Source organism: Gluconobacter sphaericus NBRC 12467, assembly GCF_006539125.1.
GTDB lineage: Bacteria > Pseudomonadota > Alphaproteobacteria > Acetobacterales > Acetobacteraceae > Gluconobacter > Gluconobacter sphaericus.
Genome location: NZ_BJMK01000009.1, coordinates 31,927 through 54,424 on the forward strand (window position 1 = coordinate 31,927; position 22,498 = coordinate 54,424).

A 22,498-nucleotide genomic window follows, 5' to 3' on the forward strand; every position below is an offset into this window, starting at 1 on the left:
GGATCGTTATGGCATCACGTCTCCTTGCAGGCGTGATGCCATGTAATCGCCAAAAGGCTCTTACGGTTCGATCCTGATTGATTGGTAAAGCGGTACGTCCGGCGATTTGGGACCTGGTTATCGCCTGTTGGGATCAAATGAAACGCCGCCCTGCGAGGGGTTCTCGCAGGGCGGCGTAAAATGTTGTTCTGGTCCCGGTGTAAAGAGTTCCGGTTTCGCTTAGAAAGAAGATGAAATGTTGATGACAAAGGTCATGGGGGCTGCGAGGAAGTAGGCGGGTGTCGAGCCTGCGACGATCTGGCCATTCGTGGCACGTGTGGGTCGTGCATTGGGGGTGACAGTACTGATGCCGCCGAGATAGGCTTTGTTCGTCAGGTTCATGAAGTTCAGACGAAGAACTGGCTCATGCAGGACAAACCATTTCGGGAAGTGGTAACCCAGCCCCAGATCGACGGTTTTGTAAGCTGGCATCGACTGATCGTCCATAAAGGTAGAGTACTGGGAATCAACATATTTGAAGGTGACGTTGGCAAAGAATGGTCCTTTTGTGTACATTACCCCAACATTAGCCATGAACTTTGGGCTGAAAACCGCAATTTTGCCGGCAGTCGGCAAGGTCCCCGACGCCGTGTTGAAATTGTTATCCATCGTGGAATGGAGATATTGCCCGTTCACATAAGGCGCAAAGCCGTAAAACGGATGAAGGGAAGCTTCTGCCGTCACGCCGCGTACGGTCTGGCCGCCTGCTGCGATGGCGGTGTTGGTTGATGCGCCGTTGATGAAAGCCTGGGTCGTTACCTGGTGATTCGTTAGGTTGGCATTGAAAAACGCTGCGTCGAAATTGAAAGCACCGTAGTAACGAAAGCCCAGCTCCTCGCTGATCGTGTATTCCATACGGGAATTGTTCGAGCCGCTCTGGGAGATTGCTCCCGTTGCGGTGCTGTAGATGTTGGGATAGGTGGACAGCGGGACAGGCGGTCGTGCGTTAGTTGTTCCGTTGATATAGACCTGCATGTTCTTGGTGATGTTGTACGACACCGATACGCGCGGCATGGGCTGTGTTATGGCCTGCGAGAAATGATATTGTGGCCCGGCGAGCTGGTTGGTGCCGGAGACGTAAAACATCATCTCTTTCACACCAGCAGTAATTTTTAGTTTGTCATCTAAGAAGCTCTGTGTATCCGAGACATAGAAATTATTGATCATCGTAGACATCTGATACTTGGCGCCCGCGATGAGACTGCCATTCGTGGCGTAAAGCAGGTCCTTGCCCATATAGCTGGACGCGTTTCCGTTAATGTCGAGAGGCGTAACCCCGGATGTTGCGTCCATGTTCCAGTGATCGAACCAGTAACCGAAAATCAGGTGATTGCTGTGGATCGGATCATATTGGATATAAGTGTTAACTCCGGTCTCGTATTCACGCTGTGCTGTATTCGCTAAGCCATTGACGCGACCATTGACGAGCGTCAGGTTTGACGTATCCAGGGAGACGCGCTGCTCTCCCGAATACAGAGAGTCGGGGTTAAGCGAAGTCTGGCCTGGGCTGTTGGAGAAATTCCAGTGGAAATAGGGCGTGATATGCAGGTTCAGGTGACGCGCAAGCGAGAATTCGTTCTGGAATGAAACCAGAACGCTGTTGCGGTGATAAATGTAGTTCTTCCAGTAGTTGGTAGTTACTCCAGTAATATAACTGGAAGCGTAGTTTCCTACGGAAAAATTATTGTTTGTCTTTGCAGCGGTTTCATAGGCTGCAAGCGTATAGGGGTTGCTACGTGCATTCTTCCAGTCATCGTAAGAAACAAACAGACTGCTGCGGCCGATGGAACCCCATTCCCTAAGAGCCTTAAAATCGACATGTGTCTTGTTGCTGCGTCCTGAACCCGCGAATATGTCAGCAGCGGTATAGGATGCGGAACCGAACAGGCGGATGCCGGAATGGCCGATATAGCCGCTGTCGAGCCGTCCAAAGACGCGTTGCGCGCGGTAGGATCCTGCAGCATAGGAAATCATGCCACCGGCTTTCTCTGACGGATCCCGCACCGTTTCGATCAGTTCACCACCTGAGGAAGATTGAACCGGGTCGTTGATCCGTGAGGTGCTGGGAATCAGCGTGATGTCAGACAGATTCTCATTGTCGGCATAGCTCTCGGTATAGGGATTGTAATAGGCCTGATCGACGCCTGGGACGCCTTCAATTGTATAGCCCAATTGTGTCTGCTGGAAGCCGCGGACGCTAATTGTGTTGCGAATGCTTAGGCCAAACGCATCCTGCGTTCCGTAATTGACGCCCGGCAGGGTGGAGACGAGCTGTAACGGTGAAGCGATGGCAGATTTGCGCGCAATGGCTGCAGCCGTAATGGAGCTTGTGGACTCTGGGGCAACCTGACGTTTCATAAAGCCGCCCGCCATGCGCCGTCCGGCTGAGACATGAATCTGCTCGGGATCTGACTGCACCTTGACAGCGCCTGCCGCTCTGCGGGGTGTTGGGTGAAATGTGGGAGGAGCGCTATGCCCGCTGTGAGGCCGGACGTTCTTCACGGAAGACGTTGCACCCTGGGCGCTTATGGGAGACATCGCACTGGCTGCAAATAGGAGTGTGGTTGCCGACAGGCGTCTGGAGAATGTGAAAGATGCCACTGACATGATCTCCGTTTTCAGGGCTCGCAGCAGGTTGCGATCGGGGGAGCTGGGTTGTCGTCGTTTCGATCTAGAAAGCATCTTCTGAAGGGCGTTAGAATCCAACACATAGCTGTTATTCAAAAAGTGCAGGTAAATCGTTTTGGCTGCTGGCCCGGGTGTATAACTGATATACTGGCCGTACATCAGGAAATTGCATACTATCGCCATGAATGTTTCGTAAAGGAACCAAAATGCTAGGGGAACGACCGGGGAGGCAACGAAAATTGAGCGGCATTGACGCGGATCTTGTCGATGAATTCGGGATGCGGCTTGTTCGGACATCGTGGGGGGCTGGCTGGATAATCCTTTTCGCTTTGGTGGCGCCGATCAATCTGCTCATGTCTCTGGACCGTCAAGCCATGACGCTGTCAGCTCCCCGGATACAGGCGGAATTCGGTTTTTCCCTCGTCCAGATTTCTATCATCATTGCCAGTGTATTGTGGACCTACGCGCTGCTTCAGATTCCGGCCGGCGCTCTGGTGAACCGTTACGGTCCTAGAAAATGCTTGTTTGTTGGCTGTCTCGCATGGTCGGTCGCAACTATCATGACGCCTATGGGCAGTTCGTTTGTCAGCTTTCTATTGATCCGCCTTGCGATGGGGATCGGGCAGTCTCCGGACTGGTCTTCAAGCATTGTGACTATCAACAACTGGTTTCAGCCCCGTCGGCGGGCCCGGGCGAACGCGGTTCTTTTGGGTTTTCTCTATCTGGGATCGGTGGTCGGTGGCCCGATGTTGACGCAGATGACGGCTCATTATTCTTGGAAACTTGGGTTTTACGTCTTTGGCGTAGGAGGAGTGATCTGGAGCTGCCTGTGGAGCATCTTCATGCGTGATCGTCCGGCGATGGCGGAGGCGACGGTTGAAGGCGTGAAACCTGCGGTAGATCGTGTGCCCATGAAACGCTTTATGCGCTCACGGCAGTTCTGGTGCATCGGTATTCATTACATGTGCCTGCTGACCATCCAGTCCTTTTTCCTGACGCTGATGCCGTTCTATCTCATGGATCACCGGCATCTTCAGTTCACGTCGATGGGATGGTTGTATTCCCTGCCATGGGCCTTCCTTTACGTTTCCGTCTTCCTGAGCGGTATGATCGCGGACGCTGTGCTCAGGCGGACGGGCTCTGTGTGGAAGGCTCGGACTCCTATGGGCATGATCGGGACGTTCTGTTGTGGTGCGTTGGTTCTGGTTGGTGATCATGTGCAGAATGTAACGGGCATGATCGTGATTTTCGGAATTGCCTTGGGCTGTTCCGGGCTCAGCCAGATCTCCATCTGGACCTCGGTTCAGGATCTGACGTCCGGGCAGGCGGGGATTGTGGCCGGGTGGACGACGTTCTGGGGAAATGCGGCTAGTGGTGTTGCGCCAATCGTCATGGTGTATATCGTCAGGATGACAGGAAGCTGGTCCATGGCTCTTTTTCTGCCATTCATTGCGGGGATGATCGGTGTAGTCTGCTGTTCGGGCACGCATCCGGAACGTCCTATTGAAGGAACATAGCGTGGTGATATCGGCGCCGTTCGTCCAGAAGAGAGCATCGAAGGGAAAGACGCCGGTACAGGCTGTCCCTGCTGCGAAACAGGTGCAGTATTCCCAGAACTCTGATCGCGCCGCGCAGCTTCTCATGATTCTGAACGAACATGGGCCGCAGGGACTGGCGCTAGGCCAACTGGCCGAGCTTGTTTCAGCAGAAAAATCGGCCGTTCATCGGTCCCTTCAGGCATTACGAAGACATGGTTTGGTCGTGCAGGCGGCCCAGCGGGGACGCTATCGTCTTGGCCCGGCAGCTCTGGCGTTGGGAAGATTTAGAACAAGTCCCGTGGAGCGTATCCGGCAGTGGCAGCCTTATCTCGCCTTGCTGGGGCGGGAGTTCAAGGCTTCGGTGTTCCTGCTCGAACGGACGGGGCTGGATGCGATCATTACCGATATGTACATTACCGATAGTCGTCTTCCCATTCTGGGCCATGACGGGTTGGGGGGACGTTTACCGCTCGGTTACGGCATGGGAAGCACAGTTATTCTGGCGAATCAGGACCCGGACAATCAGCTGGCAATCCTGCAGGCGAATGCATCGCGTTATCAGGCACTGAACGTTGACCTTGAGGCGTTGCAGGATCTTCTGGCTCACGTCCGTGAGGCGGGCTACGATTCCCGACGCAACGCGGTGATTCAGGGCATTTCCGGTATTTCCCTACCCATCCTTGAAGGAGACGGGACATGTCGGGCGGCGGTGACTGTTGCTAAACCGACGGATGATCTGTCTGACCAGGAGGCCGGACAGATCATAGAGAAAATCAGGAGTTATCTCGAGCTCCTGTCCTGACGTTGGGAATCTGATCCTCCTTATGTTTCGGGGTCAGGCCATGTCCTCATCCTGGCACGTGAAGCAGAGTTCGGAAACGCTGGCTGTGTTGGGCAGGGCAAGAGTTGTTGCAACCATGACAGCGATATCGGCAGGCTGCGTCATGTCTTGCGCTGTCCAGCCGGCGGTGTCTCGTGTCATGTCTGTGGCGACGAAGCTTGGGCATACTACGATGGAGCGGATTCCGTTGTTCCAGCCTGTCCGCCGGATTGCAGCGGCAAGGCCGGACGTGGCAAATTTCGTGATGGCATAAGTGCTCGATCGTGCGGATTTGACGCGCTTTCCCGACATGGATGATAGCAGAACGACGCGCCCCCGCCCGCCAGCCGCAAGGGCGTCCCACGCCGCCCGGACCAGTCGTGTGGGGGAGCGGACGTTGATCTGGAACATGCGATCCAGATCGGTGTCGTCGGTTTCAAGGATCGACCCGGGGATCATGATGCCTGCTGACAGGATCACGGCATCGATCCGGCCGAACACACGCATCGTTTCTGCCACCCAGGCCTCTTCCGAAGCCGGATCTGCAGCATCATATGGACAGGTCAGATGGGGTGCTGTCAGCCAGCTTCCATCCACGTTCCGCATGCCGGCGCTGATGCGCCAGCCCTGATCTGCAAGACGCTTCGCAATAGCGCGGCCGATCCCCCGGGATGCGCCTGAGATCAGGGCAACACGCCCGGAGGGCAGGGGAGAGCACTGTTCCGACATGATGTGATCTCCTCGTTTGGGTCATAAAACGTCTGGTGTTCCGTAGCCGCCCGCGCCGGGGGTAACTATTTCCACGATATCCGAGGGGGCGAGCGTGGCATTGCCACGGACCATCGGCGCCGTGCATTTCACCTGCGCCATACCACCCGGACCGCCGCCATCCAGGCCCCAGGGTGCCGTCGAGAGGCGGGACATGCTGCTGGAAACGTAACATTCCTCTTCTGCCCGATAAACGCGACGCAGGCCGCGGCCACCGGTGAATTTTCCGTTTCCGCCGGAGCCTTCGACCAGTTCGTATCGTAGCAGGGTTAGCGGGTATTCAGTCTCCAGTGCTTCGATAGGCAGGTTTGAGGTGTTGGTTAGATGGACCTGAACCCCATCCAGACCATCCTTGTTGTATCGCGCACCGGACCCGCCGCCGATGGTCTCGAGATAGATCCAGAACTTGTTGCTGCCATTGCGTGTTCCGCTGAACGTTGCGGAGCCGACGCAGCCATTGGCCGCTGCAGTGATGCTTTCGGGGCAGACAGGGGCCAGTGCGGCCATGATGACGTCAACAACCCGCTGGCACGTCGAAATCCGTCCCATGACGGCAGCGGGAAGTGCGCAGCAGAGCAGGGTGCCGGACTGAGCCTCGACATGGAGCGGTCGGGCCAGACCGGCATTGGGTGGGATCGTCGGATCGACGATTGATTTTATGGCGTAATACACAGTGGCCAGCAGAGCCGAACGCGTCATGTTGAGATTGGCACGGACCTGTGGCGGGCTCTGAAAGGCAAGGGTCATTTCATCGCCCGCAATCGTAATCAGGCAGCCGATTTCCATGATCTCGGGATGGTCGATGGTTTCGAACAGGTCGGAGGCTGTGTAGGTGCCATCCGGGATGGCTGCGATGCCCGCGCGCATCTTGCGTTCGGCATAATCCTGGAGGGTCAGACCTGCGCTGATCATGACGTCAACGCCGTATTTCGTGCAGAGGCTCTTGAAACGGCTCACGCCGAGCCGGTTTGCAGCCATCTGGGCGCGAAGGTCGGAGATGCGCTCGTCCGGTACCTGACAGTTCAGGAGGATCAGGTCCTGCACGTCCTGTTGCAGAACACTTTGTTTGTAGAGCTTGATCGGTGGGATCCGAATGCCTTCCTGAAAGATGTGGGCATCACCCCGATCGGCGAAATCCGAATGATGGGCAGTGTTGATGGCCCAGGCTACAAGCGCGCCGTCCACGAAAATCGGTTCGGCCAGGACGATGTCGGGCAGATGCGTGCCGCCGCCTACGAAGGCATCATTGCCGATGAACACATCGCCCGGTTCAATTTGATCTGCCGGATAACGCTCCATGACGAGGGGGATGAATTCGATGAACGATCCCAGATGCATTGGGATGTGTTCAGCCTGACACAGCGTGTAGCCGAACTGGTCGAACAGTGCTGTGGAGCAGTCGCGGCGTTCCTTGATGTTCGTTGAATAACTGGTGCGTACGAGGGCTTCGCCCATCTCTTCCACGACAGAAGCGAGTGCGCTTCCGATGATTTCGACGGTGACGGGGTCGAGGGCGATGCGTTGGAAAGACGTCATGATTCAGGATCTCCGATGCGTCGTCAGAATGTTGAGAGAAGGCAGAAAAGGTTAACGGAAACGGTTGAAGCTGAAGGAGGCCGGATCGACAGAGGTCGTCACGTTCCGGACAATTTCGGACAATAGCTTGCCGGCCCCTGGTCCGATGCCGAAGCCATGACCGGAGAAGCCAACTCCAAGAACCAGACCCGGAATTTTTTCGGCACGGTCGATGATGGGCACGGCATCCGGTGTGACGTCGATCATCCCACCCCATCGTTCCACTTCACGCATGGTACGGAAGGGCGGAAAATCTCGCTTGATGATCCGTGCTGCCTCTTCCAGAAGGCCGTGTGATGGTTCGGGGTCCAGTGTGCGGATCTTTTCGAAAGGTGTGACACTGTCGGGCGTCCAGCGACGCTCCATTTTCCATTCGTCCAGAAACGCGCGGCTCAGACGAAGGCGCAGCTCCTTGTGGTTCTTCAGATAGGAGCCGGCAAACTGGCGTAGCTGACGGAATGAATCCGGGGTGATTTCCGAAACACTCGCGTTCCGGCGACTGATGTTATAGCCGCCCTGAATGTTGCGTCGGAAGGCAAAGTCGCTGCCGCCCACTGTTTCTTCCGGAGCGCCTTCCACATTGTCCACGCGCATGACGCTGCCAAGGACATTGAGCGCTGGAAGGTTGATGCCTTCATTCCTCCCGAAAAGCCGCGACCATGCTCCCCCGGCCAGAACAACGGTGCTGCATCTGATGCGCCCGCGTTCGGTGATGACACCCGAGATCCGACCGCCCTGATGATCCAGAGCACGAACGGCACAATGCGTCAGGATCGCCGCGCCGTGCTCCCGCGCGGCTTCGGCGACGGCCGATGCGGCCATGGTCGGTTCTGCCCTGCCGTCTGTGCCGCAGAAGAGACCGCCCTGGAAGGTGCGCTGTGATCCCGCTGCCATCTCGGCCGTCCGGGCACCATCCAGGAGCGTTGTCTGGATCTGGTAGCGGTCGGCGATATCTTTCCAGTTCCGGAATTCGTTGAGCTGCTTTTCGTTATCGCAGGCATAGAGGATGCCGCACTGTCGGAAGCCGGTTTCGCGTCCGGTCAGTCTGTTCATCTCGCGCCAGAGATTGAGACTGCTCATTCCCAGAGGGAGTTCACGCTCGTCGCGCCCCATGACGCGGGTCCAGCCCCAGTTGCGGCTCGATTGTTCGCCCCCGATAACGCCTTTTTCGCAGAGCGCAACGGAAACGCCTGCGCGCGCCAGGAAAAAGGCGGTCGTTACGCCGATAATGCCGCCGCCGATCACGACGACATCGACAGCTTCAGGCAGGTTTTCATCCGACTTCACGGGAATGACCTTCGGCGCCATCTTTTTTGGTCCTCGAACTGAAAACAGGGTCGTTTTTTATCGATGACAAGACGTGCCATGACTCTTTGCGGCGTGTCTTGGCATAGCTGTTATTTCAAAACGGGTCTTATTCCGCGCCGAAAGAGGTGGGTATCCTCAACAGATCACGACGCAATCAATGAGCGGAGCGGAAAATGGCGTGGAGACTTGGTGTCGATTCTGGTGGAACGTTCTGTGACATCTGTCTTTATGATACGGAATCGAAAAGATTTGCGATCTGGAAAGTCTCTTCGACGCCGGATGATCCGTCACGCGGAATTCTGACCGGTATTACCGAAGGACTGAAAACGGTTTCGGCCAAAACCTCGGATATCAGCTTTCTGGGTCATGGCACGACTGTCGGCACGAATGCGCTTATCCAGCATAAAGGCGCGCTGACTGGGTTTATCACTACGGATGGTTTTCGTGATCTTCTGGAGATTGGTCGCCAGCAACGTCCTAGCCTCTATGATACGCAGGAAGACAAGCCGGAAACTCTGGTGGCTCAGGCCCTGCGGTTCGAGGTGCCGGAACGTGTGCGGCACGATGGCACGGTGGAGGTCACGCTTGATGAGGAAAGCGTGCGCGACGCGGCACGGGCCCTGAAAAAAGCAGGCGTCAAGGCGGTGGCGATCGGCTTTTTGTATGCATTCATAAAGCCGGAACATGAGCGCCGTGCCTATGAGATCGTTCGGGAAGAGTTTCCCGAAGCCTTTACCTGCGCAAGCTATCAGGTCGCCCCTGAATTCCGTGAATATGAGCGTTTCTCGACCACGGCGGTGAACGCTTATCTCGGCCCGGTCATGGAAGTCTATATTGCCCGTCTGGGGGCACGTCTTCTGGAGCTGGGTCTCTCGGTTGCGCCTCGGATTACGCAGTCCAATGGTGGTGTCATTAGTTTCGATCTGGCGCGCGCCCTGCCGGTGCGAACGGTTCTTTCGGGGCCGTCCACCGGAGTTGTCGCGGCGCAGGCCATCGGACGCGTCATCGGCATCCCCAACATCATCACCTTTGATATGGGAGGCACCAGCACGGATGTTGCGCTGCTGAAGGACGGCACCTGCCGTCTGACCGGTGAAGCGGAAGTGCATGGCTATCCGGTCAAGGCGCCTATGCTGGATATCCATACGGTCGGTGCAGGGGGCGGTTCGTTGGCCTATCGCGATAATGGTGGCCTGCTGAAGGTCGGCCCCCAGAGCTGCGGCGCTTTCCCCGGACCCGTCTGCTACGATCAGGGCAATCTCACACCCTCCACAACCGACGCCAATGTCGCATTGCAGACTCTCAATCCGGAATTCCTGCTGGGCGGCCGTATGGCGATCCGGCGGGATCTGACCATGGAGCGCATTGGTCTTTTGGCCAAAGAGCTCGGCATGGATGTGATGGCGACAGCGCAGGGAATCATTTCGGTCGTGACCGCCAACATGGCACGCGCCGTGCGTGTCATCAGCGTGCAGAAGGGACATGATCCGCGTGACTATGCCCTGATGGCGCTGGGCGGGGCGGGTCCGCTGCATGCGGTGCGTCTGGCGCAGGAGCTGGACATGAAGCGTGTTATTATCCCGCTGACACCCGGTGTGATGTGTGCACTTGGCCTACTGCTGACAGATCTGCGGGCAGATTTTTCAAGTACGCAGATTATGGTCGCGCATCCGGGTATGTACACTGATATCGTGTCGATTTTCCGGGACCTTCTGAAACAGGCTAATCACTGGTTCGCTCAGGAAAATGTCCGTGAGGAAGATCGTGGCCTCAGGATGAGTGCGGATATGCGCTATGTTGGGCAGAATTACGAGCTAGCGGTGGACATGCCGGTTTCGATCGATGCCATGAGTGATGAAAGTGTGACTGATATGGTCCGCAGTTTCATTGCGACGCATGAAGCGCAATACGGTTTTGCCTCACAGACGGATCCCGTTCAGTTCGTGACCTTCCGTATCGAAGCGATCGGGAAAGTGGAAAAAGCCGCATTTACGTCACATCCGGATTCTGGCCCTGATGCGCAGTCCGCTATTACGGGTGCGCGCGATGTGTGGTTTCCTGAGACGGAAGGCTTTGTGTCGTGCCCGATTTATGAACGTAGCCTGCTCAGAAGTGGGAATGAGGTCGCCGGGCCAGCGATCATCGAACAGATGGATGCCACGACGGTATTGCCGCCGGGAACACGCGCCATTGTCGAACCACATCTCAATCTCATTGTTGAAACAGGGCGCTAAGCCCTGCTCCAATCCGTTGTTGGGAGGTCTTATCCGGGTTTGTTCCCGGATAAGACCTGAAAGTTTCAGAAGTCTGCTGTCAGAGGGTCAGGTCCGATGCGGCCATCGGGGCGGTCCATCGCCGCGATCTGTTCCATATCAGTCGCGTCGAGCGTAAAATCGAAAACGTCAATGTTTTCGGCGATTCTGGAAGGCGTGACTGATTTCGGGATCACGATCAGGTCGCTTTGGAGATGCCAGCGGATGATGATCTGCGCGGGAGATTTGCTGTGCTTCGCGGCGATCTTTTCGATGATCGGACTGTTGAGCGTACGTCCCTGCCCAAGTGGGCTCCACGACTGGGTATGGATGCCTTTTGAGGCGTGAAAGCTCCTCAGGCTATGTTGCTGGAATTCGGGATGAAGCTCGATCTGGTTGAGTGTTGGGGTGACACCCGTTTCTCCGATAATTCGTTCAAGATGGGTTTGTGTAAAATTCGAGACACCAATCGCGCGAACACGGCCTTCGTCCCGCAGACGGATCATGGCCTTCCAGCTTTCGACATAGAGATCAAGGCGGGGTGCTGGCCAGTGGATGAGGTAGAGATCGACTGACGCTCGGCCCAGCTTGTGGCTGCTCACGTCAAAGGCGCGGAGGGTTTTATCGAAGCCTTGATCCGTATTCCAGAGCTTGGTTGTGAGGAAAGTTTCGGGATGCTCTTCTAAGCCTGTCCCGACACCTTCTTCGTTGCCATAGATCGTGGCGGTATCGACAGCGCGGTAGCCAGCAGCAATTGCGCATTTGACGACATCCGCCGTCTGATCGGCGGGAGTTTGCCAGACACCCAGCCCCAACTGAGGTATAGCGACGTCCCGGCCCAGGGAAATAATGGGTTGTTCAGTCATGATGCGAATTCCTGTGCTTAAAGGTGCAACCGGTGTTGTTTCATGACGCTGGAAGGGGACCAAGGCGGTTTTATGTATAGCTGTTATGGAAGGAAAAAAATGCTGCGGTGAGCAATACTTTTTGATGAAACCTCTTCTTTTCTCGGAGAAAGACAGATGCCGGATATCATCAAGGTTAAATCAGGAAGCATGTACGAAGAGCGCAACAGCTATTCGCGATTGGTGGCAGTTGGTGACATGCTTTTCGTCGCTAATACGGCAGGTATTGATTATAGAACGCGGGAAATTTCGCCTGACGTCGCGGTCCAGGCCCGGCGCGCGCTTCAGACGATCGAGGGGGCGCTCAATTCGGTGGGATCGTCTCTTGCGGATGTGGTGCGAATTATTACGCATGTTCCAGATCGCGCGAACATGGCTCCCGTGGCTCTGGTTCTGGGGGAGGTTTTCAAGGGAATTGATCCGGCCGCGACAATGGCCTGCACACCTCTGGCGCGCGATGATCTGAAGGTGGAATTTGAAGTCACGGCAATCCGTGGCGTTTCGAAACAACCGCAGGAATATCTCAGGATTTCAGTCTGACGGCAGTGGGGGAGGCCATTCGTTCTGAATGGCCTCAGAAAACAATTTCTTCTGCTGTCTGTAATGCGCTATTCAGAGAGGATGTCTGGATTGCCCGTATGTTTGGCTGTGTATTCGCGGGAAGTTGGGGCCAGAGAAAATCGTCCCGAACAGTTTCGATCATTTTCTTAATTTGGGTGACAAGCCCGGCGTTAACCGGGCGGCTCTGGGACGCTGCGAGTGCAATGGTACGGTAGAGTGCTGGTTTAGTGATCAGTCGGCAGCGAAAATAGCCGGAGAGAATTTCGCGTTTCAGGGATGCTGCCGGTAGCAGGGTCGCTGCCATCCCGGAAGAGACCACCTGAAGCATAGAAGAATAAGAATCACATTCGCATTGTACGGTCAGATCAAGCGCGTTCCGGTTGGCCCATGAGGCGACGATCTGCCGCAGGCCATGTCGCTTTCCTGGTAAAACTAGCGGGATCCCGGCAAGCTCAGCCGCCTCAATCGTCGCCCCGATGTCTGCTGCTTCCGAGGCGGTAGGACAGGCTTCGATGAGATAGAGTGGCTGCGAGAGCACGGCTTCCAGATTGGGATGAGCAATTCCTGGTGCATCATAAAGCAGTGCGACATTCAGTGAACCGGCATTTAGGTTGTTCAGAAGATCGCCGTTGCAGCCATCGAGAAAACGGAGTTCGGCATCCGCATGGGCGTTGCGCAGGGCACGGGCAAGCGGTGGTAGTAGAATGGCGCTGACGCTCGCAGGCATCCCGATGGAGGCAGAGTCCAGATAGTCTGGTGAGAGGTGGCGGATCTGGTTCTGTGCGTCTTGGATCTGGCGAATGATCGTGGCACCAAGCTGTTTGAGGCGCTCACCTGCCTGTGTCATGACGACGCCGCGACCATTTCGATAGAGAAGTGGAACCCGCAGCTCGGTCTCAAGCTCACGAATATGCCGGCTGAGCACGGGTTGAGGGCGTCCTAGCTGGACCGACGCGCGAGAAAATGATCCACATTCCGCTACAGAAATGAAATATTCCAGATCCCTGACATTCATCGCTCAACCTTTCTCGTACGGCCTGACGCCGGATGATGACTTGGAAATGCTGAACCGACCGCAATCGGAAGCGGTGAACCCGAGGCCACGCTCCGCATTGAGGCAAATATATGATCTCAATGTCAAACTATATTCTGTTTTCCGCAATGGAAAAAAATATATTCCAATTATAGCAATAAAACTTCCTAATTAGGGTTCGTTGACGAAGATTGATAGTAAGATTCCTGATTGATTTAACGCTGTCTTTTAGAGGCATTGTTGAGCGAGCGTCTTGGGTTCTCGGGCGAAGAGTGAGCCATTATCGGGGTGCTGCTTTCGGCTGAGACGGGTCGGCCGTCCTGCGTAAGACAATCGCCTGTTTTTCGAATTGATGATGTGGATTGCCCGAACCGGATCGCAGATGGCGCCCTCTGCCTGATGATTATGGGAAATGGAACAGTGTGTTCCGGCGCTACCGGCGCTTGGTAATGACGGACGTGTTTGATGCGATGTTTGAAACCCTGGCTGAAATCGAAGCCGTCATCTCGAGCAAAAGAAATCGTCGTCCCCCTGTCCTTCATGACAGGGCTGAATCTCGCTAGCGTAAATTCGTCGAGCGTCTCTTCAATAAATTCCGGAATTGCCGACGTATCGCCACCTGATATGACAAAACCAAGGAATCATATTCTCGCTTCATCATTGAAACCTAGACATACGGGCTACCGGCCCTAAGCTCAGACCTCATAGGCAGAAGATGAGGGTTGTAGCGAGGCAGATTGCTGAGAAGAAGGCGTCGGGCATCCCTGAACCAGTCAGCATCATAACTCCGGGCTGCCAGCATCCACTGTACCATGGGAAGGATGTTCCGCAGAGCAGAAGCTCCAGCATAATCGCTGACCTGTCCTGCTGTCATGAAAAAGTTCAGCGGTCGTCCGTTCTGATCGGTGACCGCATGCCGCTTCGTGTTCATGCCGCCTTTTGTCCGTCCGATCAGGCGGGCTGGATCCCCTTTTTTAGCCGCAGGTTCGAAGCCGTGCGCTGTGCCTTGAGATAGGTCGCATCAATCATAATCGTCTGGTGCTCTGCCTTTCCGTTAGTCAGACCGTTTATCTTCAGTTTCCTTGCAGAGCCTGAATCAGATTTCCGAAATCAAATCAATGAGTCCTGAGCCTGACGCAAGAGTGATGGAATTACACAGAGACGCCCAAAACCAGTGGTTTTTTTTGAACTCTTCAGATCACTCCGATATCCACGGAGTATCTATCCGCCCTGAACCACAAAATGACTATGATGTTAATGGGTTCTCTTTAATGTCTGGCTAATGGTATCTCTTCTTCAAGAGGTTTCTGATAGCCTTTCTCGCATCTGATGCGGCGGTGTTTTGGGGAGTTTTGCATGCGCTATCTTGTTACCGGTGGGGCAGGCTTCGTCGGTAGCCATGTTGTTCTCGCTCTACTCGATGCAGGTCATGATGTTGCCGTGCTGGACAATCTGAGCACGGGATATCGTAAGGCGGTCCCCGCCGGCGTGCCTTTCCATCAAGTGGATCTTCTGGATTATGCCGCTACATCAGCCGTGGTGGCGCAGGGAGAATGGGATGGCGTCCTGCATTTTGCGGCACTTTCTCTCGTCGGCGACAGCATGCGCGATCCATTTCATTATCTGCGGCAGAACTATCTGACGGCCCTGAACCTTGTACAGATCTGTGCTGGACATGGCGTCAGGAAGATAGTGTTTTCTTCTACGGCCGCTCTTTTCGGTGGACCGGAGCGGATCGACCCTATCCCGGAAACAGCGCCTGTGCAGCCCGGTTCTCCGTATGGTGAGAGCAAATTCATGATTGAACGTGTGCTGCACTGGGCAGATGCGATCTATGGCCTCAGAAGCGCATGTCTGCGATATTTCAACGCGGCTGGCGCGGATCCCCAGGGACGGGCAGGTGAAGATCATCGTCCCGAAACCCACTTGATTCCCCTGACCATTGATGCGGCACTCGGTCGCCGTCCCGCACTAAAGCTGTTTGGTACCGACTATCCGACCCGGGATGGTTCCTGTGTTCGCGACTATATCCATGTTACGGATCTTGCCGACGCCCATATCAGGTCTCTTGCACAGATCGATCATCGTAGCGTTACGTATAATATCGGCAATGGCCAAGGCTACTCAAACCTTGAGATCATCCAGAGTGTCGAGCGCGTCAGTGGCCGCAGAGTGCCTTGGGAGCCTGCTCCAAGACGTGATGGGGACCCAGCCCTTCTGGTGGCGGATTCCACGACTCTCCGAAAAGATACGGGATGGGCACCCCGATTCGGGGATATTGACAGTATTGTGGAGACGGCCCTGCGCTGGCGGGAAAGCCATCCTCACGGTTACGGTGGGTGAACAGCACAACCTAACCGTGGCGGTCTCTGAAAGACGGCTCCCTTTTTGAGCTCTTACGCGCCGTCATCTGCGCGCTGGAAGCGGATCAGGCTGCGCGACAGTCTTCCCTGAGCCCAGTTCGGCATCTTTCGCCATGGTGTCGTGACGTCTGCGGTTGTGCCGCTGATCACAACGGTTCTGCGCTGCTCCGTGCCCACCCATTCTGGCGCCCAGGCTGTTTGGACCTGCGTAATCCACTGGTTTCCCTCGACACGATAGCGCCCGATATAGGCCACTAGCGTTTTCATAAGGCCCGGATAATCGGCTTCCGTTTCAGCCGGGTGGCGATGGCTACCCTCTAGATTGAACGCCACCCATCCATCAGGCGTAAAAATGACCCGTCCCCGTGGTGAAGGGCCCATCGCATTGATGAATGTTCCCGTATCTTTTTCTTCCACCTGGTAGGATACGAGTTTCCAGGTGCCGACAAGCTGATCTTTTAGGGTTGGCTTTTCTGGACTTCCGTCGTCAGACGTCGTGACTGGAAAGACTGAAGCCATGCTGTTTTCCCGACCCTGTGTAGCGTTTCCGGGCGTTCTATAACGCAGGCCGATCATCTTTCAGTAGGCGCATCATTCGAAAGGGAATATTACGTCAGGCGCAATAATGAATCGAATTTCGTTTTAGGGGGGGCAGGATGCGCCATGACGAAACAGGGGACCTGCGCTTCTTTGCCCATCTTGTCGCCTCCGGCAGTTTGACCGCCTGTGCTCGCAATCTCCAGACATCGCCTGCGACGGTGTCTCGTCGTCTTGCCCGTTTGGAAAGTCGGCTGGGCAGCCTGTTGGTTGTCCGGAATACGCGGCATTTTGGGCTGAGTGAAAACGGGCGGATCTACCACGAGCGCGCGGTGGAAATTCTGGCGCTCATTGACGGTCTGGAAGAAGAAATTTCGTCCAACACCAACATTCCCCGGGGAACACTCGGGATCGGCGCTCCGGTAGAACTTGGACGACGCCTGATCGCACCTTTTCTGGCGACTTTCAGCGCCACATATCCGAATCTTCTGGTCAATCTGGCACTGGCCTCGGAAGGTTTTTATGATACCAGTGACTCTCTCGATGTCGTTCTGCGTCTGGGCCTTCCTGATTCTCCCGATGCGGTTGTCACCCGGTTGGCCTCGACAGTGCGGGTCCTGTGTGCATCACCTGAGTATCTGGCCCGTCGCCCTCAACCGGTGACGCCGCAAGACCTAGCTGCCCATGATTGTCTCTGTCTGAGGCGCAACAAGACAATGGCTCTTCTGGACCGTTGGGTTATCGGCAACGACCTACAGACCGAGATCATCACGGTCGAACCCCGTCTTTCGAGTACAAATGCCGAGATCATTCATGACTGGGCGCTTTCGGGGGAAGGGATTGCCTACAAGTTGCTCTGTGATGTTCATCATGACTTGGAACAGGGAAGGCTCGTGCGGATTTTTCCTGATTTGCAGGGAGAGAAAATCGACCTTCACGCCGTGTTGCCCAACCGGAAATATACGCAGGCCAGTGTGCGTGCCTTTCTAGATAGTTTCAAACGCCGTCTGCGTGTCGCGGGCTTCTTCTAGTTGTCTAGTCCCGTATTTTAGTGGTGTGATATTTTCACGAGAGTGGAAGGAAGCCTTATGGGACAGAGACGTCATGGCAGCGCCACGACCATGTACGGCGTACGAGCCAGCAATACAGCGATCGCAGGTCTCGCTCGCGGCGCTGAGCAAGGAGTTCGGGATCAATCCGAAAACCGTTGCAAAGTGGCGGAAGCGACAGAGTGTCGAAGATCAGAAAACAGGTCGCTCATCTTCAGTCTTTTCACAGTGCCTGAATCACACCCAATCACTCATATTAATTGGGCTTGAGCCTAATCAGAAGCGGAAGAGTGGAATTACGCAGAAGTTCTTAAAAGCAGTGGTATTTCGATTATTTTATCTATGTGTTGATGATTATTTTTCATAATATATTATGGAAATTGGATTTTTTACTAGAATAATTGAAATAGCTCCTGCTAACACTAGGGATGCTGAGCATGCATACCAGGCGATATCGAAGCGACCAGTATATGATATTATATATCCTGTTATAATTGGTGCAAAAAGACCAAGAGAATTGCTGCATGTAAGAGTAACCCCTGTCACCGTGCCAATTTTATCTCCTTCCTCAACTAGGTCCGTAAGTAACGCTGTATTCGCCCCGTTCGCTGCAATAAGGCAGGCTAGCGAGCCGCCAAGGATGAGGAGAATGGGTGTCATGGTATGGAACCGGGGGAGAAAGCCGATCGTTGCGGCTCCTCCCAGGCAAGCTGCAACGATGAACCTGCGGCGTGGTGGATGGATGCCGTTCCGGAAAGTGAAATGTTCAAGAATACGGCCTATGACGATCGCACCAGCAGCTGCGGCGAGATAGCAGAGTGCTGTCCGATTACCTGTTCCGGTAATATCAATATGAAGCTCGTGAATGAGGTAAAGTGGCATCCAAGACATGACCAGAAAATTCAGGTAGTTCTGGGTACACTGGACAATGAGAATACCCAGAAAAGACCGTGATCTGAAAAGATTCCGGATTGATCCGAGGGAGAAGGGCGCGCGGGCAGGGCGAGACGTCCTGTCGGCTGGAGCGCGATAGACCAACCACCAGATTACGGCCCAGACCAGCCCGATCACTCCGAGTGCCATGAATTCGAAGCGCCAGCCGAAGAACGCGATCAGATAAGCACCGGCGATCGTGCCTCCGGCCAGTCCAAGCTGCATGCCGGTCAATAGAATCGTCATAACGGAGCCGCGTTCTTTTGGGAGCGCCCAGCTACGGACAACCGTAGCGCCGACACCAAAGGTCGGTGCTTCTCCGACGCCGAGGAGAATACGCGTCATCAGGAATCTGGTAATGTTGTGAGCCATTCCCCCCAGCAACATTGCAAAAGACCATATTGATACTGCTAGACTGCCGATCAGCCGCGCGCCTTTGCGGTCGAGGAGCATGGTTGAAGGAAGATTCAACAGGAAATACGACCAGAGAAAGCTGGAGGAGACCCAGCCCATCTGTACGGGAGAAAGTGTGAATTCTTTTCCGAGCGTGGGCAGGGCAATGGAAAGCGCTGCACGGTCACCGTAGCTGATGACGTACATCAGAAAGACCAAAAGAAAAAATATGTATCGAGACGGAATATTCAGTTTCCGGGATATGAACGTTGTGGCTTGATCGGGTGTCACGCTGTCATTCTCCGGGAGTTTTTGCAGTTAGGTGTGGTGATGGGTATGGAAAGACGAGGAAAGCTCAAGAGCCCTCGGCAGCTTCAACTGTTGCCGCGACTGTCGATCTGGCTTTCGTTGCCCGGTCATGGCGCAGCATCCAGACGCCTGACCCGATGATCAGAACTGCTCCGGCAGCCATGGCGGAGCTGGGAATTTCGCCAAAGCCGAGCCAACCGATCAGTGCAGCCCAGAGCAGACCCGTATAGGCGAATGGACCAATGGCAGAGACCTGCGCCGAAGCAAAAGCCTCAGTCTGAAGAACCTGTGCAATTCCGGCAAAAGCGCCCACGACCACCAGGCACAAACCATCCTGCCATCCCGGTGTGACCCAGATGAAAGGGAGGGGCGCAGCCGTCATGAGCGTCATGAGAATGGCCTGCCATAACGAAATCGTTGTACTGGCCTCGGTGGCCGAAAGCTGGCGGATCTGCATGGTCGTCAGCGCACCGACCGCTCCTTGTGCCAGCGCCAGCAGATAGATGATGGTGGACACTGATGTAGCGTTCGTATTTAGAAGCCCTTTTCCAAGAGCAACAATCACGACACCTGAAAACCCGATCAGAACTGCAATCCAGCGCTGAAGGGAGGGCCGTTCGCCTAGCAACGGGATTGAGAGAAGCACAAGAAACAGGGGCTGTGTGTAGGAAAGGACCTGCTGTTCTGCCAGCGGCAACCGTGTCACGGTGATGACGATCATGATCATGCTGATCAGTCCGACAACAGATCGGGTCAGGTGACCAGAAAAGTGATGCGTTCTGAGGACCATACCTGTTCTGAAGGCGATCAGAAGTACAAAAGGCAGAGAAAAGAGATTGCGGAAAAAGATAATTTCAAGAGCTGGAAGCCGCGTTCCTGTGAGCTTTTGAAGAGCATTGAGCGCCGCAATAAAAAACGTGGCCGATGCTAGAAGCAGGGCGCCGCGTTTCAGATCATGCTTCATTTTAACTCATACCTTGATGCACGATACTGACGCAGCAGTGTCTGAAGGACTGGTCAGAGGCATTATGATTGGCAATCGCGAAGTCGGAACGCCGGTGTCAGGACTGCCCCGGTCGCTTCAATTTCTGAGCGGATGGCTTTTGCCAGTTCCAGTGATCCCGGCGTATCGCTATGCACCAGAATGGACTGTGCCTTGACCTGAAGCCTTGATCCCACAGAGGTCATAACAGACCCGTCTTCAAGAAACTGCCTGACCCGCGCTCTGATGGCAGTCAGATCGTGGATGACGGCGCCCGGCTGGTCGCGCGGAACAAGCGTTCCAAGACTTGTATAGGCCCGGTCTGCAAGAAACAGTGTCTGAACACGAAGTCCTGCCGTCTCCGCTGCACGTTCCGTCAGTTGTCCGGGCATGCAGAACACTGTCAGTTCACGATCCAGCGCGGCGATGGCGCGGGCAAGCCTCAACGCCAGACCAGTATCGGCATTGGCCATGCTTCCGAAGGCAGCGTGATAGCTGACATGCGTGACTCGATGTCCGTGCAAGGCGGCCACGGCCTGAAGCGCGCCGATCTGGTAAACCATCATGGCCTCCATATCTGCATCCGAAATAGACATGGAACGGCGGCCGAACCCGATCAGATCCGGTAATCCTGGATGTGCACCAATTCCGACACCTTTTGCTTTTGCGCGCTGAACCGTGCGGTTCATGATGGCGTAGTCACCGGCATGAAAGCCACAGGCGATATTGGCAGACGAAATAACGTCCATCAGCCCATCATCGTCAGCGATACGCCAGCGGCCAAAGCCTTCGCCCATGTCGGAATTTAGGTCGATCTTCATGCTGTGCCTCGGGAGTTTGTACCGTTTCGTGACTGACAGGAGGCGCGGTAATGGGCGACCATCAGGCGAAGATCATCAAGGTAACTGTCGATTGGCTGCTGGGCCGCGATGCCTGTCTTATGGCTGCATTCGACAAAGCGGATAGATGTTCCAATCCGCGCCTGGGACAGACGCCACAGATCGGCCTCGATCACGGTTGCAATGCGAGGGTAACCCCCAGCGGTATTCGCATCGGCGAGCTGGACGATAGGCTCACCTGCTGGAGGAACCTGTACGATGCCCGGAATAATGCCGTATGATCGCAGCTCGATCCGTTCGAGCAGGGTAAGTGGGGTGCCGCTTAGGCGATATCCTACGCGATTGCTCTGGGGCGTGATGCGCCAGCCCTGATCCCAGAAACGCTCCCGGGACTCAGGTGTAAAACGCGCGTAATCCGCTCCGGGCACTGCGCGCAGCAGAACGGTTTTCCCGTCGCCAGACTGATTTTCAAGAACGCGCGCTGGTGGAACCGCGCCATAACCCGAGAGCGAAGCGGACGCAGGTTTCGTGGCAAGCTCATCACCGGCCTCGAGAAAGCGCCCATCCATTCCGCCGAAACCGCCTCGAAGCTGGGTGCTGCGTGAACCCAGCACCACAGGAACGTCAATGCCGCCTTCCACACAGATATATGCCCGAGCACCCGTTTTGGGGATACCCACCCGTAGCACCTGTCCTGGAGCCGCGGTTTCCACGGACCACGTAAGAACAGGCCTGTCGTCCAGTGTCAGAGTCGCTTCAATTCCCGTGATGGCGAAGCTGGTTGGGGTGTCGAACCGGATTACGAAAGGATAGGTTTGAAGCTCGATACAGGCCGCTTCCGGCGCGTTTCCCAGAAGAATATTGCCAATTTCCAGGGCAAGCGAGTCCATGACGCCTGAGCTTCCAACCCCAAGATTACGATAGCCCGGACGTCCCTGATCTTGAATGGTGTTGAGCGGCGCGGTTTCGAGGATAGTGATCACAGCTCAATGCTCTCCGGGCAAAAACGGATGCGATCGCCTAAGGCAAACAGAGAAGGAGAGCTGCGATACGGGTCGAAAAGACAGATGTCGGTATAACCGATCGAATTCCAGCCATTGGGGCCGGTCAGTGCGGAAATCCCTGCCTGCATCCCCCCGATCGTCACGGTTCCTGCAGGCATGTTGAGTGAGGGAACGGATTTTCGCGGCGTTGCGATACGCGGATTCAGGCCATGGAGGTACCCGAACCCGGGTGCGCTTCCGACCGCGCATACGGTATATTCGCCTTCATGATGCAACCGGATAACCTCTTCGGGAGGCAGTCCAGTATGAGCGGAGACTGCTGCCAGATCTTCGCCTAGCGAGCCACCATAGCGAACATTCACTTCAAAGAGACGTCCGGTGATCTGGCGGGGCGGAAGGCTCTCCCAGGCGTTGTGGAGCCAGTCAGTAATCTGTTCCGGATCTTCCGGGGCGTGGGTGAAGATCAGAAGTAGGTTGGTGACGCCGGGGACGAGTTCCTGAATGTCAGGACGCTTTTCGGCATGCTCAATGAGTGCCCAGATCCGCTGCTGTTGCTCCATGGTAAAGGCGCCGGGTGCTTCGAACAGTATGGCGCGCGTGCCCATCATGCTGATAACTGGCGCGCTGCTGGCGTGATGCCGATCAGATGTGAGAAGCGTGTC

Annotated in this window: 18 protein-coding genes and 2 pseudogenes; 7 read left to right on the forward strand and 13 right to left on the reverse strand. The window is 55.3% G+C overall.

The window, feature by feature from the left end:
* Positions 1–219: 219 nt before the first annotated feature.
* A complete protein-coding gene (locus GSP01_RS08120; protein WP_255320883.1) occupies positions 220–2,640 on the reverse strand; it encodes a TonB-dependent receptor in 2,421 nt (806 codons plus the stop codon).
* Between the two features lie 266 nt (positions 2,641–2,906).
* Here GSP01_RS08120 and GSP01_RS08125 point away from each other — a divergent pair, with 266 nt between their 5' ends.
* On the forward strand, positions 2,907–4,184 hold the full coding sequence (locus tag GSP01_RS08125) for an MFS transporter (protein WP_167495501.1): 1,278 nt from the start codon (positions 2,907–2,909) through the stop codon (positions 4,182–4,184).
* A 1-nt stretch (position 4,185) separates the two neighbouring features.
* On the forward strand, positions 4,186–5,007 hold the full coding sequence (locus GSP01_RS08130; RefSeq protein ID WP_141352525.1) for an IclR family transcriptional regulator: 822 nt from the start codon (positions 4,186–4,188) through the stop codon (positions 5,005–5,007).
* Between the two features lie 33 nt (positions 5,008–5,040).
* Here the strand turns inward: GSP01_RS08130 and GSP01_RS08135 are convergent, their stop codons facing one another.
* The 3 genes from GSP01_RS08135 to GSP01_RS08145 are packed head-to-tail and all read right to left on the reverse strand — an operon-like array spanning position 5,041 to position 8,676.
* On the reverse strand, positions 5,041–5,754 hold the full coding sequence (locus GSP01_RS08135; protein WP_141352527.1) for an SDR family NAD(P)-dependent oxidoreductase: 714 nt from the start codon (positions 5,752–5,754) through the stop codon (positions 5,041–5,043).
* Positions 5,755–5,775: 21 nt separating this feature from the next.
* Positions 5,776–7,329 carry a hydantoinase B/oxoprolinase family protein gene (locus GSP01_RS08140; RefSeq protein ID WP_141352529.1) on the reverse strand — a complete coding sequence of 518 codons (1,554 nt, stop codon included), beginning with the start codon at positions 7,327–7,329 and terminating at the stop codon, positions 5,776–5,778.
* Between the two features lie 51 nt (positions 7,330–7,380).
* Complete coding sequence (locus tag GSP01_RS08145) at positions 7,381–8,676, reverse strand: NAD(P)/FAD-dependent oxidoreductase (protein ID WP_141352531.1); 1,296 nt, start codon at positions 8,674–8,676, stop codon at positions 7,381–7,383.
* Positions 8,677–8,849: 173 nt separating this feature from the next.
* Here GSP01_RS08145 and GSP01_RS08150 point away from each other — a divergent pair, with 173 nt between their 5' ends.
* Positions 8,850–10,910: a hydantoinase/oxoprolinase family protein gene (locus GSP01_RS08150; RefSeq protein WP_141352533.1), complete on the forward strand. Its 2,061-nt coding sequence runs from the start codon at positions 8,850–8,852 to the stop codon at positions 10,908–10,910.
* A gap of 65 nt (positions 10,911–10,975) precedes the next feature.
* On the opposite strand, the gene GSP01_RS08155 is transcribed toward GSP01_RS08150, so the two are convergent.
* Positions 10,976–11,794, reverse strand: coding sequence for an aldo/keto reductase (locus GSP01_RS08155; RefSeq protein ID WP_141352535.1), 819 nt, complete (start codon positions 11,792–11,794; stop codon positions 10,976–10,978).
* A 156-nt stretch (positions 11,795–11,950) separates the two neighbouring features.
* Here GSP01_RS08155 and GSP01_RS08160 point away from each other — a divergent pair, with 156 nt between their 5' ends.
* Positions 11,951–12,373 carry a RidA family protein gene (locus GSP01_RS08160; protein WP_141352537.1) on the forward strand — a complete coding sequence of 141 codons (423 nt, stop codon included), beginning with the start codon at positions 11,951–11,953 and terminating at the stop codon, positions 12,371–12,373.
* A gap of 34 nt (positions 12,374–12,407) precedes the next feature.
* On the opposite strand, the gene GSP01_RS08165 is transcribed toward GSP01_RS08160, so the two are convergent.
* Both GSP01_RS08165 and GSP01_RS08175 read right to left on the reverse strand, forming a co-directional pair.
* Positions 12,408–13,409, reverse strand: a complete 1,002-nt coding sequence (locus GSP01_RS08165; RefSeq protein ID WP_141352539.1) for a LysR family transcriptional regulator — start codon at positions 13,407–13,409, stop codon at positions 12,408–12,410.
* A gap of 775 nt (positions 13,410–14,184) precedes the next feature.
* Positions 14,185–14,465: pseudogene (locus GSP01_RS08175) on the reverse strand (IS5/IS1182 family transposase); the annotation flags it as partial.
* Positions 14,466–14,783: 318 nt separating this feature from the next.
* Here GSP01_RS08175 and galE point away from each other — a divergent pair.
* Positions 14,784–15,770 carry a UDP-glucose 4-epimerase GalE gene (galE, locus tag GSP01_RS08180; RefSeq protein WP_141352543.1) on the forward strand — a complete coding sequence of 329 codons (987 nt, stop codon included), beginning with the start codon at positions 14,784–14,786 and terminating at the stop codon, positions 15,768–15,770.
* A gap of 53 nt (positions 15,771–15,823) precedes the next feature.
* Here galE and GSP01_RS08185 read toward each other — a convergent pair whose 3' ends face one another.
* On the reverse strand, positions 15,824–16,309 hold the full coding sequence (locus tag GSP01_RS08185) for a lipocalin-like domain-containing protein (protein ID WP_228123880.1): 486 nt from the start codon (positions 16,307–16,309) through the stop codon (positions 15,824–15,826).
* 137 nt (positions 16,310–16,446) lie between these two features.
* On the opposite strand from GSP01_RS08185, the gene GSP01_RS08190 reads away from it, so the two are divergent.
* Positions 16,447–17,358: a LysR family transcriptional regulator gene (locus GSP01_RS08190; RefSeq protein WP_141352547.1), complete on the forward strand. Its 912-nt coding sequence runs from the start codon at positions 16,447–16,449 to the stop codon at positions 17,356–17,358.
* A gap of 57 nt (positions 17,359–17,415) precedes the next feature.
* Positions 17,416–17,581 (forward strand): annotated as a pseudogene (locus tag GSP01_RS08195) (IS481 family transposase); the annotation flags it as partial.
* Between the two features lie 149 nt (positions 17,582–17,730).
* Here the strand turns inward: GSP01_RS08195 and GSP01_RS08200 are convergent.
* The 5 genes from GSP01_RS08200 to pxpB all read right to left on the reverse strand — a co-directional run bounded on the left by GSP01_RS08200 (position 17,731) and on the right by pxpB (position 22,444).
* Positions 17,731–18,909: an MFS transporter gene (locus GSP01_RS08200; protein WP_141352591.1), complete on the reverse strand. Its 1,179-nt coding sequence runs from the start codon at positions 18,907–18,909 to the stop codon at positions 17,731–17,733.
* A 148-nt stretch (positions 18,910–19,057) separates the two neighbouring features.
* Entirely contained in the window at positions 19,058–19,975 is a 918-nt protein-coding gene (locus tag GSP01_RS08205) for a DMT family transporter (RefSeq protein ID WP_141352549.1), read from the reverse strand.
* Positions 19,976–20,037: 62 nt separating this feature from the next.
* Positions 20,038–20,814, reverse strand: coding sequence for a LamB/YcsF family protein (locus GSP01_RS08210; RefSeq protein WP_141352551.1), 777 nt, complete (start codon positions 20,812–20,814; stop codon positions 20,038–20,040).
* Positions 20,811–21,815, reverse strand: coding sequence for a 5-oxoprolinase subunit C family protein (locus GSP01_RS08215; RefSeq protein ID WP_141352553.1), 1,005 nt, complete (start codon positions 21,813–21,815; stop codon positions 20,811–20,813). The genes GSP01_RS08210 and GSP01_RS08215 overlap by 4 nt, the downstream gene beginning before the upstream one ends.
* Complete coding sequence (pxpB, locus tag GSP01_RS08220; RefSeq protein WP_141352593.1) at positions 21,812–22,444, reverse strand: 5-oxoprolinase subunit PxpB; 633 nt, start codon at positions 22,442–22,444, stop codon at positions 21,812–21,814. Before pxpB ends, GSP01_RS08215 begins: the two co-directional genes overlap by 4 nt.
* Between the last annotated feature and the right edge of the window lie 54 nt (positions 22,445–22,498).